The following is a 14,224-nucleotide window of genomic DNA, read 5'->3' on the forward strand; positions in this document are numbered from 1 at the left end:
TACCGTTACACCATGGGTCTGACTAAATTTTATTTCAATTTTTGCAACTTTTCTCTTAACTAAGTTAGATAAAAATGCCTCAACAATTGCTTATCGAGGCATAAGACTTTTGTAGACCCACAGGGATTCGNNCTACCGTTACACCATGGGTCTATGTCTTAATTGCTGTGCAAATATAGAAAGGTTTTTTAATTCACCAAAACTAATTTTACAAGTTTTTAGCTAAAACAGACGTTTTATGTGATAAGCTATTGAAAATGAATTTTAAAAAATGATTAATTTTTTTACATTTTTTTTATCAAAGCTTCATACGGATGATTTCGTTCTTGAATTTACGTTTCAAATCTTGTCCACAATCAAAAATCATTTGCTCATTTGATGGAAATGGAGCTGGTCTTCTACCAATCATATTTATATAATCTCGATCCAAAGAACGTCGATCACCTTTGTAAGTTCCATAAGAATCTCTAAAAATAAACTGACTTGCTAAGTTTTTAGAATCGATAGCTTGTTCTTTTTGATTATCGATCAAATAATATCTCGCCGTAATTGCAGCTTCCTTGATGCGTTGTACTTCTTCGAATCTACTTTTTACCGTAATATAACGATCTACCATTACAGGTTTTCCGTCTTTATCCTTCACTACTACTCCATTTTGCACCAATTCTTCTTTGCCATCCACAATTTTTTTCTCAAAATTATGTACCTCAATTTTTTCTCTTTCAGGCGAAACATTTATTGTCTCAAAACTTAATTGAATCACATAATCATACGAGCTATTTAGTCTTCCTGTGTAAAATTCAGTCCAATTAGAATCCAATCCATATGAGTTAAAATCTAACAAATCTTTCTCTAATAGTTTAGGAATAACAACTTCTGTATTGTTTACCAATTGTACCAAAACTTTATACATTCCGTTTGCACGAGCGGTATTCATCAAACTACGAGTATCTTTATAATTAGAATAAACACTTTCTAAAACTTGAAACTTTTGATATGCCGTTTGCGCATTCAATTTTCCTCCTTGATTTAAAAAAGATTTTCCTTCATCATACAAAAATTGCGCATATTTTTCGTGAATCGTTTTATAAGCTGCTGAATAATCTTTGGTTTTGAAATTATACGTTTTCCCACTAATCGATCTTCCATCAATTCCTGCAATCGTTTTTTGTCTTTCTTGCAAACGATTAATAATTTGATACGCTTCCTGATATTTAGAAGGATTAGTCAACGTTTCAATTTGTTTCAATCTATTTTCATCTTCTTGCTGTCCTTTGTTATACGCTTCAAAAATTAATGGGACATATTTGATTCCATTTTTCTCCGATGGATTTTTAAAATAAGCTTGCGTAGATTGCTCAAAAGCTTGCTGAAAATTACCAGAAACCAATGCTGAATTCGCCGATTTGTACGAATTACAATTTGTAAAGAATAGTAAAGAGAGCGTTAAAGCAAGTAATTTTATTTTCATATTATTAAGGTAAGTTTTTTGTTTTTTAAAAGTAAAAAGAAAGCCAATATAAATTGGCTTTTGGTTGATATTTTTTATTCTTCAAAAATAATCGAGTTGTCTCCTAAAGATTTTAATCTTACTAATGATTCAACTCTGATGTTTTCATTCAGTAAACGATCGCGTCCTTCTTGAAATGATTTCTCAATTATAAAGCCCATTCCCAAAAGGTTTGCACCAGATTGTTTTATCAAATCTTCAACACCCAACGCTGCATTTCCGTTCGCTAAAAAGTCATCAATAAAAATAACATTATCATTTTCATTCAGAAATTGGCTACTTACGCAAACATCGTACGTTCGGTCTTTCGTGAATGAATATACTTGCGACGCATAAAAATCTGCCATTGTTTTAGGTTTAGCTTTTTTCACAAAAACAACAGGCAAATTCAATTCTAATCCAACCATAATCGCTGGTGCAATGCCGCTCGCTTCGATTGTAATGATTTTATTAATGTTTAAATCCGAAAATCGCTGGACAAATTCCGACGCTATTGCTTTCATCAGAACAGGGTCCATTTGGTGGTTGATAAAACTATCAACTTTTAGAATTCCACCATCGAAACTTTTTCCATCCTTCAGAATTCTTTCTTTTAAAAGTTCCATTTAATATTTAGTTTTTTAAAGTTTACATAGAAAAAAAGCCAGCACATTGGCTGGCTTTGATATATTTTTTAGCTTATTCCCACTCGATTGTTGCTGGTGGTTTTGAGCTGATATCATAGGCTACACGGTTAATTCCTTTTACCTCATTGATAATTCTGTTCGAAACTAATTCTAAGAATTCGTAAGGTAATTTAGACCAAGTTGCTGTCATAAAATCGATCGTATTTGCTGAACGAACAACCGCCGTATATTCGTATGTACGCTCGTCTCCCATTACTCCAACAGATTTTACAGGTAATAACACCACGAAAGCTTGAGAAACTTCGTCGTATAAATTATGTGCATAAAGCTCGTCGATAAAAATCTGATCTGCTTCTTGTAAAATGCGTACTTTTTCTTCGTCAACTTCACCTAAAACACGGATTCCTAAACCTGGTCCTGGGAATGGATGACGGTAAACTAATTCGCGAGGAATTCCTAATTCTACACCAACTTTACGCACTTCATCTTTGAATAATTCGCGTAATGGTTCTAATAATTGAAGTTTCATATCTTCTGGTAAACCTCCTACATTGTGGTGAGATTTAATAGTTGCAGAAGGTCCTTTTACAGATTGAGATTCGATCACATCAGGATAAATAGTTCCTTGTGCTAAGAATGCTGCATCTTCGAATTTGTTCGATTCTTCATCAAAAACAGCCACAAAATCTTTACCAATTGATTTACGTTTTGCTTCTGGTTCATCGATACCTTTCAAATTTGTTAAGAAACGCTCTGAAGCATCAACCATTTTGATGTTCATGTTGAAGTGTTTTCCGTAATTTTCCATTACTTTTTTCCCTTCATCTTTTCTCAATAAACCAGTATCAACAAAAATACACGTTAATTGATCGCCAATTGCACGATGAATTAAAACCGCAGCAACAGAAGAATCAACACCTCCAGAAAGTCCTAAAATAACTTTTTTATCACCAACTACCTCTTTTATACGAGCAATTTCTGTTTCGATAAAATCTTTTAAAACCCAATTCTTTTCAGCTTGACAAATATTGAAAACAAAGTTTTCTAACATTGTAGAACCATATTCTGAATGCGTTACTTCTGGGTGAAATTGTACCGCAAAAATCTTTTTATCTTCATTTGCGATTGCCGCAATATCTATGTTTGATTTTCCTGAAACCGTAAATCCTGTTGGCGCTGTCATCACTTCGTCGAAGTGGCTCATCCAAACTGTAGATTGTTCTGGAACACCTGCGAATAAACTGTTTTGAGCTAAAACTGTTAATTCAGATTTTCCATATTCTCCTTTTTCACCTTTTTTTACTTCTCCGCCTAATAAGTGAGAAATCAATTGCATTCCGTAGCAAATTCCTAAAACAGGAACGCCCATTTCGAATAATTCTTTTTCTACCAAAGCGGCTTCATCTCCAAAAACTGAAGAAGGTCCTCCTGATAAAATAATTCCTTTTGGATTGTGTTTTTTGATTTCTTCGATTGAAGTGTTGTAGGGAATAATTTCTGTGTAAACTCCAAATTCTCGAATTCGGCGCGCGATTAATTGATTGTATTGCGAGCCAAAATCTAAAATAATAATTCCTTGCGTCATTGTGTTTGTCTTTGTGCAAAATTAAGTGAAATTCGGCGCAATCACAATTTTATTCTAGTCAAATTTTACTGCTTTTGGACAGATTTTTATGGTTTTCCGAGAACTTAATATTTTCATAACTTTAAAACCGATTAATCGAAATAATTTTACCTCGAAAAAACAATTCATCATGAAAAAATTTATATTTACTGCCTTAACAACCTTTATGCTTACAAATATGGCAAATGCTCAAAAAATTATAGCTCATCGTGGTTATTGGGACACCGAAAACAACGCAAAAAACTCGATTAAATCTCTAAAATCTGCACAAGAAATTGGTGCTTATGGTTCTGAATTTGATGTTTTAATTAGTGCTGATGATGTTTTGATGGTAAATCATGATGATCATTACCAAGGTCATACAATAGAAACTACAAATTCTTCTCTTTTAAGAACGTTGAAATTGGCTAACAACGAAAACATGCCAACTTTAGAAGAATATTTTGAACAAGGAAAAAAGAATAAGAAAGTTAAATTAATTTTTGAATTAAAACCTCACTCATCAAAAGAAAATGAAGATCGTGCAGTAAAAAAAGCAATTGAAATCATCAAAAAACATAAAGTAGAAAAACAAGTTGAAATCATTTCATTTAGTAAAAATATTTGTGATGAATTCAAGAAATTAGCACCTAAATTTCACGTTTCTTATTTAGCTGGAGATTTGTCTCCTCAAGAAGTAAAAGCGAAAAATTGGAATGGAATTGATTATCATTATAGTGTTTTTCAGAAAAATCCTACTTGGGTGAAAGAAGCGAAAGATTTGGGTTTATTGGTTAATGTTTGGACAGTTAACGACCCAAAAGTGATGCAAGAAATGATTGATATGAAAGCTGATTATATTACAACTGATAAACCTTTGATTTTAAAAGAAATTTTGACTAAATAAATTAGTATATTTAGCGGAATAAGAAATCATTTTATGTCTCAACTTAACTCATTCGAAATCTATTCATTTACAACATTAAACCAAATTCATAAAGATTATATTTTTAAAATTTGGAACAACGAATATCCTATTAATTTGGCTTTTGAGAGTTTACAGGACACCGAAAATTATCTGAATAGTTTGATTGAAGCGAAACATTTTTTTGCTGTTGATGAAAACAATCAAATGCAAGCTTGGGCGGTGATTTTCGAAAGAGATTATGAAAAATGGTTTGCAATAATTGTGGATAGCGAATTGCATCAAATTGGTTTGGGACGTAAAATTCTTAATCGATTAAAAACATTTTCGACAGAATTAAATGGTTGGGTAATCGACCATGAAAAAGATACAAAAGCGAATGGAGAGCCTTATCGTTCTCCGTTAGCTTTTTATATGAAAAATGATTTCAATTTACTTCCTGAAACTCGTTTGGAATTAGATAAAATTTCTGCGGTTAAAATTAACTGGAGAGAGTAATAAAAACAAAAAAAGAGAAGCTTATTAACTTCTCTTTTCTATTTTATTCTCCTAAAACCTTTTCCAAATCAGTGCTTCCTTGTATATTTCGCATTTGTCGCTCGATATGACTTGCACGTCTGCTGATAAAAGACGAAGGCGGATTCACATTATATTTTCGTGGCAAAGGTAAAGCTGCTGCAATACGAGCCGCTTCATTTTTGGTTAAATCCTTAGCAGGCTTATTAAAATAATATTCAGAAGCTGCTTCAACTCCAAAAACACCAATTCCCATTTCAGAAGTATTCAAATACATTTCTAAAATACGTTGTTTGCCCCAAATTTTTTCGATCATAAACGTAAAATAAACTTCCAATCCTTTTCTCAACCAAGAACGACCTTGCCACAAAAACACATTTTTCGCGACTTGTTGAGAAATTGTAGAACCTCCACGAAGTTTTTTACCTTCTTTATTTTTTTCGATCGCTTCCTGTATTCCATCCATATCAAATCCATTATGCATAGGAAATTTTTGATCTTCAGAACCAATTACAGCCAATTTTATATTTCGTCCCATTTCGTCATAGGAAATATAATCGCGCTTAAATTTTCCTTGTTCAAAACCTTGCTGAACTTGCGTAATCGTGAACGGCGGATTAATCCACTTTAACACAACAATGTATACAAGATGAGCTACAAAAAGATAAAGTATAACCTTACGAATAAATTTAAACATTTTATTTCTTTAAATTTGAAAGCAAAGTTATACGATTTATTGAATTTTAGAAATAAAAAAAGCTCCAAAAATGGAGCTTATATTTCTATTCTTTATTTTTTCTCAACTTTCGCTGAACCAGATGCTGGAGCTAATTTTTCTTTTGCAACATCTTTCACGTTTTTTAACTCAACGTTTACAGGCTCAATCAATGATTTTGTAGGACTTTCGTTACCTCTGTGGCACATTACACATGTTACAACATTAATCATTTCAGGATTTTTTGCATTTTCCCAATTGAAATTCTTTGCGTTTATATCACGTGTCATCACAATCATATGACGTGCAAATTCTTTTTCTTTTTTTGCATCACTTGCAAAATCCATCTTTTTCGTATCTGGATTTTCAGCGTGGCAAAAATTACATTTCACTCCTAAAGCAGCATTATATCCGCGCATCAAACCTTTCAAACTATCTTCCGAAATGTTTTGTGGTAATACTTTTAGGTTTTTCCATTCTGAACTTGAAATTGCTTTTCCTGTGTCAATTTGGCGAGAAGTTGTAAACGAAAAGATACTAAACATCAACGCTAAAACTCCCAAAGAAGCCATTATTCTATTTGTTTTCATTTGTAATAATTTTGTTTATACAAGGTAAAACAAATCTTAAACCGAATAAACCCTTCAGAAAAATTTGGAATAATTTTAAATAAAACCTTTAATGAATTAAAAATAAATCAATTAAAATCTCCAAACTAATAAACGCGAAATTTTATTCCCTTGTTGCATATTTACAATTCGGTAATCTCTTACTTTTTCACGTTTTAAAATTCCTTCTAAAATTCGAACATTTTCTTTCTTAGAAACCAATGTTGTAAACCATTTTACTTGATGTTTATAGTCTGCACTTTCTTTTATCATTTTCGTGATAAACAGACGCTCTCCTCCTCTACACCAAAGCTCAGAATTATTTCCACCAAAGTTTTGAATTGGTTTTTGATCAGATTTTTGACCCAAGTTTTTCAGTTTACGCATTGTTTGTTCCATCACTTCTTGATTCGATCTAAAAAAAGGAGGATTACAAATTGTAATATCAAATTTCTCGCCTTGTTTGATGATATTCTTGAAAATATTGTTCGGATTAAATTGCATTCTAATCTCAACTTTGTTACGTAATCGAGCATTTTTCTTCACAATTTCTTCCGCATTTTTAAAAGAAGCATAATCCAACTCTGCACCAACAAAGTTCCAATCGTATTCGTAATTTCCTATAATCGGATAAATACAATTCGCACCAACACCAACGTCCAAGACTTTTACATCTTTTCCACGCGGAATTACTCCATCAAAACTTTCGCCCAAAATATCGGCAACGTAATGAATATAATCGGCGCGACCAGGAATTGGCGGACACAAATTATCTTTTGGCAATTCCCAATAATCAATGTCATAATATGTTTTCAACAACGCTTTGTTCAACGCTTTTACAGCTTCTCTATCCGAGAAATTAATCGTTGGTTCATTCTCTTTATTGGGTTTGATATATTTGGAAAGTGGCGAATAAATCGCACACAATTTTTCGAAATTATAAGGCGCTAAATGACGATTGCGCGAATGTAATTTTTTTAATTTACTCTTCTTTTCGGGAGTATCCATACAAAAATATTTATGCAAAAATAAGACAACCTTTGCAGTTTTCTGCAAAGGTTGCTTTTGATTTCGATTATTTAAGTTGTTTTTGTAGCGTTTCGATTTGTTTCAAAAGATGATGAATCACTTCTAAACCTTCTAAATTAACGCCCAAATTATAATGAAATTCAATAAATCGTTCGATTAATTTCAAATCATTTTCTTCGATAAAATATTCTTGGTTACGTTCGTGCAAAACAACCAAATCATTTTTGTACAAATCAATCACAAATTGAGGCTCAATCTGATGATATTTACTAAACTGAATAACAGATATCGTTACATTTTTCATGGTTTTAAGCTTTTTTAAGTGAACGTAATTTCTCGAATAATTCTTTCTCTTCTGCTGATAAATTAGTTGGAGTTTTTACAGAAAATGTCACATACAAATCTCCAAATTGATCATCTTTCTTATAAATTGGTAAACCTTTTCCTTTTAATTTCACCTTTTTATTATTCTCTGTTCCTTCTTTTATCGGGACTTTTACTTTTCCAGAAAGCGTATCAACCATTGCTTCTCCACCCAAAATCGCATCATATAAGTCAATCTCAACAATGGTAGATAAATCTGCTCCATTGACCTCAAAGGATGTATTATTTTCGATATGAAACGTGATATACAAATCTCCATTTGGCCCATTGTTATAACCTTTTCCTCCGTGACCTTTTACCTTAATCGTTTGTCCATCTTCTACTCCAGCAGGAATTGTAATTCGAATATTTTTACCATTCACCGCAAAAGTTTGTTTGTGCGAAGTCAATGTATCTGTCAAATTTAGTGTCAAACTGGCATTTACATCTTGCCCTTTATAACCTGTTGATCTACTTCTACCTTCGCGTCCAAACATCGAACTGAAAAAATCTGAATAACCATCGAAATCACCAAAACCTTCAGTCCCATCAAAATCGCTATTACTATATTGATATTGTTGCTGTTGTTGCTGACGAGCTTTCTCATATTCTTCACCATGTTGCCAATTTTCTCCATATTTATCGTATTTTTTACGTTTTTCTGGATCGCTCAACACTTCGTTTGCTTCGTTTAATTCTTTAAATTTCTGTGCAGCTTCATCGTTGTTTGGATTAAGATCGGGATGATACTTACGTGCCAATTTCCGATAAGCTTTTTTTATCTCATCTTGTGATGCGGTCTTTTGCAGACCTAATATTGTATAATAATCTATAAAAGCCATAGTAATTAATAAGTTTGTGTCTTAATTTAATCAAAATCAGTTCCAATTTTTTCAAAACTGACAATACGACTTATTCTTTTTATTCATTATAAAATTTTTAATATTTTATCTAAAATGAATAAATTTATTATGATTAATTTATAAATTTTCAAAAATAATTTGGATATATTCAAAAAAAACAATTATTTTTCATTTATAAAAGAAGGTTATGAATAGAAGAAATTTTTCGAAAAATATATTAATTGGATCGGCGGTTGGCGACGCATTAGGAGTTCCTGTTGAGTTTAAAAGCAGGCAATATTTACAACAAAATCCTGTCACAGATATGATGGGTTATGGAACATACAATATGCCTCCAGGCACTTTTTCTGACGATAGTTCGATGATGTTTTGTCTAGCAGAATCGTTGTGTAATGGTTATAATGTAAATGATATTGCAGAAAAATTTCAGATGTGGATGCATGAAGGTTATTGGACGGCTGACGGAGAAGTCTTTGATGTGGGAATTTCTACACGAAAAGCAATAAATCGTTTACGAGTTGTAAAAAATCCAACCGAAGCTGGTTCTACAGCCGAATCTGATAATGGAAATGGGTCGTTAATGCGTATTCTTCCTTTAGCAATTTTCACAAAAGATTTATCGATTGATGAACGTTGTGAAATTGTCAAAGAAGTTTCTTCTATCACGCATGCGCACAATCGTTCTGTTTTGGCATGTATTTATTATATTGAATTTGCGTTGAATGTTTTGGATTCCGAAAATTTAGAAGAAGCTTATCTGAATACAAATTTTTGGTTAAAATTATTCTTAGAAGAAAATGAAATTTATAAAAACGAATTTCAATATTTCGAACGAATTTTAAGTGGAAAACTAATTGATTTAAAAGAAGATGAAATTAAATCAACTGGTTATGTTATGGATAGTTTAGAAGCTTCTATTTGGTGTTTATTGCATACAGATTCGTATAAAGATTGTGTTTTGAAAGCTGTGAATTTAGGGCATGACACCGATACAATTGCTTGTATTGCTGGTGGAATTGCAGGAATTTATTATGATGCAGAAACAATTCCGACCAATTGGATTGAACAATTGGCGCGAGTGGATGATATTTTACATTTAGCAGAACAATTGGAAGAAAAATATGAATTTTAGAAAGGTTGAACTATTCTAAATTCACCAAAAACATTTTCGTAAATTTGCAAAATGGAAAGTCAAAAAAATAATCCATTACACGGAAAACGTTTAGACGATATTATCGAAGAATTAGTGATTTATTACGGCGGTTGGGAAGGTTTGGGAAATCAAATTAACATCAGATGTTTTAATGATAATCCAAGTTTGAAATCATCGTTGAAATTTCTTCGAAAAACAGATTGGGCACGTGTAAAAGTGGAAGAATTGTACATCAAAAAAATTGCAAAATAATGAGTGCAACTATTCTTGAAGAAAAGATTTTTATTGATTCTGAGCTTTTAGCCAATATCGAAGAAGAAAGTCAGGTTATTATACATTGTTGTATGACGGCAGACGAATATGCAAATGCTGCACGTATTTGGCCTTCTACTTTTATTATTGATAATCAATCAGGAAAACGTTGTCAATTGGTTTTTGCAGACGGAATTACGATGTATCCAAATTGGACGTATATCGAAGAAGGTTCGTCTCTTCATTTCACATTAATTTTCAATGGTTTGCCAAAAAGTTGTCAATCATTTGATTTGGTCGAAATTATTCCGCAAGCTGGAGGCTTTGAATACCGAAAAATAAATCGAAATAAAAGCGATGTTTATCACGTCGAATTTTCAGAATAAATTAAAAAATGCGTTTCAAATGAAACGCATTTTTTAATAATATAAACTGTATTTTTTATTGAATTACTCCAATATCATTTCGATAATATTCGTAATCAAAATGTACTTTCTTGATGTTTTCGTAAGCGGTTTCACGTGCTTCTTCTAATGTATTTCCTAATCCAACTATGTTGATTACACGTCCACCAGAAGTCAAAATTTGTTCTCCTGATAATTTTGCACCAGCAATAAAATTAGGACAAGTTACATTTTCTAAACCACGAATCTCAAAACCTTTGTCGTAATTTCCTGGATATCCTCCCGAAACCATCACCACACAACATGCATGTTGATTTTTGAAAGTCAAGTCGAAATCTTCTCCTTTAATAGCTTTATTTACAACCTCAGCCAAATCATTTTCTAACAAAGGTAAAGTTGTTTGCGTTTCTGGATCGCCCATTCTTAGGTTATATTCCAACAAATAAACTCCTTTTGTCGTAATCATTAATCCAAAGAAAATAACACCTGCAAATTCTAATCCTTCTTTAATTAAACCACATTTTGTTGGCTCCATAATTTCTTCTTCGAACATTTTGAAATGCTCTTCCGTAAACAATGGATTTGGAGCGATAACGCCCATTCCACCAGTATTCAAACCAGTTTCACCTTCACCAATTTTCTTGTGATCTTTTGCCGAAACAAATGGAACGATTTTTTTCCCGTTAAAGAAAGACAAAATAGAAGCTTCAAAACCTTCTAAATATTCTTCGATAACCACTTCGTTTCCTGCATCACCAAAGGTTTTATCTTCCATTATATCCAAAACAGCTTGTTTCGCTTCTTCAAAATCTTGGCAGATAATCACTCCTTTTCCAGCAGCTAAACCAGAGGCTTTCACTACAATTGGATACTCTTGTATTTTCAAATAATCAATCGCCAACATTGGTCCTTGAAAATTCTTATATTTTGCTGTTTTCACACCATATTTATCCATAAAATCCTTCGCAAAAGCTTTAGAAGCTTCCAATTGCGCAGCAGCTTTATGAGGTCCGAAAACATTTAAATTCTCTTTCTGAAAAATATCAACGATACCTTCTGCTAATTCAGCTTCTGGTCCAACAAAAGTTAAATCGATTTGATTTTCTTTCGCGAAATTTTTCATTTCTTCAATCGAAGAAACCGAAACATTAGTTCCAATTTGCGCTGTTCCTGCATTTCCTGGAATAAAGAATAATTCTGCTTCTTGACTTTTTTGTTTGAAGTCTTCAGCAAATTTCCATCCGATTGCGTGTTCACGACCTCCTGAACCGATTACTAATATTTTTGTCATTTGTTTTAATCTTTTAATGAAAAATGAATAGTGAAAATTCTATTCTCGATACATTTTCTACGAAAACACTCGAATTGACGAATTTTCAAATTAGCACATTAACTAATTAATCAATTAGTGCATAAAATGTCTCATTCCTGTGAAAACCATCGGAATTTCACGTTCGTTACAAGCATCAATAGATTCTTGATCTTTAATTGATCCTCCTGGTTGAATAATTGCTTTAATTCCATTTTCTGCTGCAAAATCTGCTACATCACGGAAAGGGAAAAATGCATCTGAAGCTAATACTAAATCTTCTTCCACTTTTTCTTTTGCACGTGCAATCGCTTGTTGAGCCGCCCAAATACGGTTAGTTTGGCCACCTCCGATTCCGTAAGCTTGACCATTTGTCGCTACAACAATTGCGTTAGATTTTACCCATTTAACAATTTTTTGAGCAAAAACTAAATCTGTCATTTGACGATCAGTCGGTTGAGCTTCAGTAACCACTTTAAGATCTGTTGAAAATTGATTATCTGTCGATTGAACAATTAATCCTCCATCAACTTTTACGTAAGTAACTTTATCAGAAACAGGATTTTTCACTTTAATAATTCGTAAATTTTTCTTTTGTTTGAAAATTTCTAATGCTTCTTCTGTAAATGAAGGCGCAATCACAATTTCTAAGAAAATTTTATTTAATTCTACTGCCGTTTTTCCATCAACTTCTCTATTAAAAGCGATGATTCCACCGAAAATTGACATTGGATCACATTCATAAGCTTTTTCATAAGCTTCTAAAACATTATCTCCAATCGCAACTCCACAAGGTGTTGAATGTTTTACTGCACAACAAGTTGTTTCTTCAAATTCTGAAACTACTTTGTAAGCCAAATCCATATCACGAATATTATTGAAAGAAAGTTCTTTTCCTTGTAAATATTCGAAATCTTTCATTGCTCCGTTTTTCGTTTTGTCAACGTAATAAGCCGCTTTTTGATGTGGATTTTCTCCATAACGTAAATCCATTACTTTCTCGTAAGAAGACTCTAAAAACTGAGGAAAATCTTCTCCTAAAATGTAAGTAGAAATCGCCGCATCGTAAGCAGAAGTTAAGTTGAACACTTTACCAGCACATAATTTACGCGTTTCGATAGAAGTTGAACCATTCTCACGAATTTCATTCATCACCACTTCATAATCATTCACATCCGTTACAACCGTTACATCATAAAAATTCTTTGCAGAAGAACGTAACATTGATGGTCCACCGATGTCAATAAATTCAATCATCTCCGCTTCAGAAAGACCTGTGTTCATCTTTTCGAAGAAAGGATAAAGATTTACAATAACGATATCTATTGGATTAATTCCATGTTCTGCAATTGTTGCCATATGGTTTTCGTCCGAACGACGCGCCATAATACCACCATGAATTGCAGGATGTAAAGATTTTACGCGACCATCTAAAATCTCAGGAAAACCAGTTACATCTTTTACTTCTGTAACCTCAATTCCATTGTCTTGTAAATGTTTGTAAGTTCCTCCAGTTGATAAGATTTTGTAATCTTGTTCAACCAAGAATTTTGCAAATTCTAACAAGTTCGACTTGTCCGAAACACTGATTAGCGCTTGTTTTTGCATTGTGTTTAGTTTTTAAAGTTTATTGTTTGTTTACTATTTTATTGGAAATGAAAAACCTCAATGTACACGACATTGAGGCATTCTATATTTTATGCTTCGCTGATTTGCTTGATTGCCTTGATGTAGATTTCACTTTCTACCTCAGCAACTTTACGTTGTAAATCTGCTACTTCGTCACCTTCTTCGATCTCAAAAGTTCCTTGACAAATGATTTGCCCTTCATCTACACCAGCCGTCACAAAATGTACGGTTGCTCCTGATGTTTTTTCACCAGCTTCTAAAACCGCTTTGTGAACCTTTGCTCCATACATTCCTTTTCCACCAAATTTTGGTAATAATGCAGGATGAATATTAATCATTTTCGAGCCCCATCTCGAGGTAAATTCTGGAGATAATATGGTTAAAAAACCTGCCAAAACAATTAAGTCGATTTCTTCTCCTTCTAAATTATGTTCAGCATCTTCCGAAAAAGTTTTTTGGTCTAAGACATACGTTCGAATATCTTTATCCAACGATCGTTCTATTGCATAACAGTCGCGGTCTGCCATTACCATCGAAATTTCGACATTTGGTAACGTTCCGTCTTCAACTGCATCAATAATATTTTGAAGATTTGTTCCGCCTCCGGAAACAAATACAGCTATTTTCATGTTTGTTTGTAAGTAATCTTGTTTGTTTTACAAAGATAAGATTTTAGTTGAAGCAAGCTGAAAAATATAACTTGGATTTAATCTATTTAT

At 32.6% G+C, this 14,224-nt stretch carries 16 protein-coding genes; 5 read left to right on the forward strand and 11 right to left on the reverse strand.

The features are described from left to right. Nucleotides 1–298 precede the first annotated feature (298 nt). The 3 genes from B4A23_RS05255 to guaA form a co-directional block, all read right to left on the reverse strand. Nucleotides 299–1,471 (reverse strand): hypothetical protein, encoded by a 1,173-nt coding sequence (locus B4A23_RS05255; protein ID WP_291117710.1) that lies wholly within the window; start codon nucleotides 1,469–1,471, stop codon nucleotides 299–301. A gap of 74 nt (nucleotides 1,472–1,545) precedes the next feature. After that, entirely contained in the window at nucleotides 1,546–2,115 is a 570-nt protein-coding gene (gene xpt / locus B4A23_RS05260; RefSeq protein ID WP_038334617.1) for a xanthine phosphoribosyltransferase, read from the reverse strand. Nucleotides 2,116–2,188: 73 nt separating this feature from the next. Further along, nucleotides 2,189–3,721, reverse strand: a complete 1,533-nt coding sequence (guaA, locus tag B4A23_RS05265; protein ID WP_291117713.1) for a glutamine-hydrolyzing GMP synthase — start codon at nucleotides 3,719–3,721, stop codon at nucleotides 2,189–2,191. Nucleotides 3,722–3,890: 169 nt separating this feature from the next. Here guaA and B4A23_RS05270 point away from each other — a divergent pair, with 169 nt between their 5' ends. Together B4A23_RS05270 and B4A23_RS05275 are read left to right on the forward strand one after the other, a co-directional pair. Then, nucleotides 3,891–4,646 (forward strand): glycerophosphodiester phosphodiesterase, encoded by a 756-nt coding sequence (locus B4A23_RS05270; protein WP_291117716.1) that lies wholly within the window; start codon nucleotides 3,891–3,893, stop codon nucleotides 4,644–4,646. A gap of 33 nt (nucleotides 4,647–4,679) precedes the next feature. Further along, nucleotides 4,680–5,162: an N-acetyltransferase gene (locus tag B4A23_RS05275; protein WP_280046016.1), complete on the forward strand. Its 483-nt coding sequence runs from the start codon at nucleotides 4,680–4,682 to the stop codon at nucleotides 5,160–5,162. A 43-nt stretch (nucleotides 5,163–5,205) separates the two neighbouring features. Here B4A23_RS05275 and mtgA read toward each other — a convergent pair whose 3' ends face one another. The 5 genes from mtgA to B4A23_RS05300 all read right to left on the reverse strand — a co-directional run bounded on the left by mtgA (nucleotide 5,206) and on the right by B4A23_RS05300 (nucleotide 8,737). Continuing rightward, a complete protein-coding gene (mtgA, locus tag B4A23_RS05280) occupies nucleotides 5,206–5,877 on the reverse strand; it encodes a monofunctional biosynthetic peptidoglycan transglycosylase (protein WP_291117720.1) in 672 nt (223 codons plus the stop codon). A gap of 92 nt (nucleotides 5,878–5,969) precedes the next feature. Next, complete coding sequence (locus tag B4A23_RS05285) at nucleotides 5,970–6,485, reverse strand: c-type cytochrome (RefSeq protein ID WP_180904863.1); 516 nt, start codon at nucleotides 6,483–6,485, stop codon at nucleotides 5,970–5,972. Between the two features lie 111 nt (nucleotides 6,486–6,596). Further along, the gene (gene rlmF / locus B4A23_RS05290) at nucleotides 6,597–7,511 is read right to left on the reverse strand and encodes a 23S rRNA (adenine(1618)-N(6))-methyltransferase RlmF (protein ID WP_114999549.1); all 915 of its coding nucleotides are present in this window, start codon (nucleotides 7,509–7,511) and stop codon (nucleotides 6,597–6,599) included. 67 nt (nucleotides 7,512–7,578) lie between these two features. After that, entirely contained in the window at nucleotides 7,579–7,836 is a 258-nt protein-coding gene (locus B4A23_RS05295) for a chaperone modulator CbpM (RefSeq protein WP_125349027.1), read from the reverse strand. Between the two features lie 4 nt (nucleotides 7,837–7,840). Further along, nucleotides 7,841–8,737 carry a DnaJ C-terminal domain-containing protein gene (locus tag B4A23_RS05300; RefSeq protein WP_291117724.1) on the reverse strand — a complete coding sequence of 299 codons (897 nt, stop codon included), beginning with the start codon at nucleotides 8,735–8,737 and terminating at the stop codon, nucleotides 7,841–7,843. Nucleotides 8,738–8,945: 208 nt separating this feature from the next. Between B4A23_RS05300 and B4A23_RS05305 the strand changes: the two genes are divergently transcribed. From B4A23_RS05305 to B4A23_RS05315, 3 genes are read left to right on the forward strand one after another with little or no spacing between them, the layout of a single operon-like run. Then, nucleotides 8,946–9,890, forward strand: coding sequence for an ADP-ribosylglycohydrolase family protein (locus B4A23_RS05305; RefSeq protein ID WP_291117727.1), 945 nt, complete (start codon nucleotides 8,946–8,948; stop codon nucleotides 9,888–9,890). Nucleotides 9,891–9,941: 51 nt separating this feature from the next. Continuing rightward, nucleotides 9,942–10,163, forward strand: coding sequence for a VF530 family protein (locus B4A23_RS05310; protein ID WP_291117730.1), 222 nt, complete (start codon nucleotides 9,942–9,944; stop codon nucleotides 10,161–10,163). Further along, the gene (locus B4A23_RS05315) at nucleotides 10,163–10,549 is read left to right on the forward strand and encodes a hypothetical protein (protein ID WP_291117733.1); all 387 of its coding nucleotides are present in this window, start codon (nucleotides 10,163–10,165) and stop codon (nucleotides 10,547–10,549) included. The genes B4A23_RS05310 and B4A23_RS05315 overlap by 1 nt, the downstream gene beginning before the upstream one ends. A gap of 55 nt (nucleotides 10,550–10,604) precedes the next feature. Here the strand turns inward: B4A23_RS05315 and purD are convergent, their stop codons facing one another. From purD to purN, 3 genes are all read right to left on the reverse strand, one after another. Further along, nucleotides 10,605–11,858, reverse strand: coding sequence for a phosphoribosylamine--glycine ligase (gene purD / locus B4A23_RS05320; protein ID WP_291117736.1), 1,254 nt, complete (start codon nucleotides 11,856–11,858; stop codon nucleotides 10,605–10,607). Nucleotides 11,859–11,972: 114 nt separating this feature from the next. Next, the gene (gene purH, locus B4A23_RS05325; protein WP_291117739.1) at nucleotides 11,973–13,484 is read right to left on the reverse strand and encodes a bifunctional phosphoribosylaminoimidazolecarboxamide formyltransferase/IMP cyclohydrolase; all 1,512 of its coding nucleotides are present in this window, start codon (nucleotides 13,482–13,484) and stop codon (nucleotides 11,973–11,975) included. Between the two features lie 89 nt (nucleotides 13,485–13,573). Beyond that, nucleotides 13,574–14,134 carry a phosphoribosylglycinamide formyltransferase gene (gene purN, locus B4A23_RS05330; protein WP_291117741.1) on the reverse strand — a complete coding sequence of 187 codons (561 nt, stop codon included), beginning with the start codon at nucleotides 14,132–14,134 and terminating at the stop codon, nucleotides 13,574–13,576. Between the last annotated feature and the right edge of the window lie 90 nt (nucleotides 14,135–14,224).

This window comes from Empedobacter sp. UBA7248 (assembly GCF_002472945.1).
Classification (GTDB): domain Bacteria; phylum Bacteroidota; class Bacteroidia; order Flavobacteriales; family Weeksellaceae; genus Empedobacter; species Empedobacter falsenii_C.

Excerpts from the sequence above, each read along its gene's own strand:
- B4A23_RS05255 (WP_291117710.1), bottom strand. The coding sequence starts at position 1,471 with ATGAAAATAAAATTACTTGCTTTAACGCTCTCTTTACTATTCTTTACA.
- xpt (WP_038334617.1), bottom strand. The coding sequence starts at position 2,115 with ATGGAACTTTTAAAAGAAAGAATTCTGAAGGATGGAAAAAGTTTCGAT.
- guaA (WP_291117713.1), bottom strand. The coding sequence starts at position 3,721 with ATGACGCAAGGAATTATTATTTTAGATTTTGGCTCGCAATACAATCAA.
- B4A23_RS05270 (WP_291117716.1), top strand. The coding sequence starts at position 3,891 with ATGAAAAAATTTATATTTACTGCCTTAACAACCTTTATGCTTACAAAT.
- B4A23_RS05275 (WP_280046016.1), top strand. The coding sequence starts at position 4,680 with ATGTCTCAACTTAACTCATTCGAAATCTATTCATTTACAACATTAAAC.
- mtgA (WP_291117720.1), bottom strand. The coding sequence starts at position 5,877 with ATGTTTAAATTTATTCGTAAGGTTATACTTTATCTTTTTGTAGCTCAT.
- B4A23_RS05285 (WP_180904863.1), bottom strand. The coding sequence starts at position 6,485 with ATGAAAACAAATAGAATAATGGCTTCTTTGGGAGTTTTAGCGTTGATG.
- rlmF (WP_114999549.1), bottom strand. The coding sequence starts at position 7,511 with ATGGATACTCCCGAAAAGAAGAGTAAATTAAAAAAATTACATTCGCGC.
- B4A23_RS05295 (WP_125349027.1), bottom strand. The coding sequence starts at position 7,836 with ATGAAAAATGTAACGATATCTGTTATTCAGTTTAGTAAATATCATCAG.
- B4A23_RS05300 (WP_291117724.1), bottom strand. The coding sequence starts at position 8,737 with ATGGCTTTTATAGATTATTATACAATATTAGGTCTGCAAAAGACCGCA.
- B4A23_RS05305 (WP_291117727.1), top strand. The coding sequence starts at position 8,946 with ATGAATAGAAGAAATTTTTCGAAAAATATATTAATTGGATCGGCGGTT.
- B4A23_RS05310 (WP_291117730.1), top strand. The coding sequence starts at position 9,942 with ATGGAAAGTCAAAAAAATAATCCATTACACGGAAAACGTTTAGACGAT.
- B4A23_RS05315 (WP_291117733.1), top strand. The coding sequence starts at position 10,163 with ATGAGTGCAACTATTCTTGAAGAAAAGATTTTTATTGATTCTGAGCTT.
- purD (WP_291117736.1), bottom strand. The coding sequence starts at position 11,858 with ATGACAAAAATATTAGTAATCGGTTCAGGAGGTCGTGAACACGCAATC.
- purH (WP_291117739.1), bottom strand. The coding sequence starts at position 13,484 with ATGCAAAAACAAGCGCTAATCAGTGTTTCGGACAAGTCGAACTTGTTA.
- purN (WP_291117741.1), bottom strand. The coding sequence starts at position 14,134 with ATGAAAATAGCTGTATTTGTTTCCGGAGGCGGAACAAATCTTCAAAAT.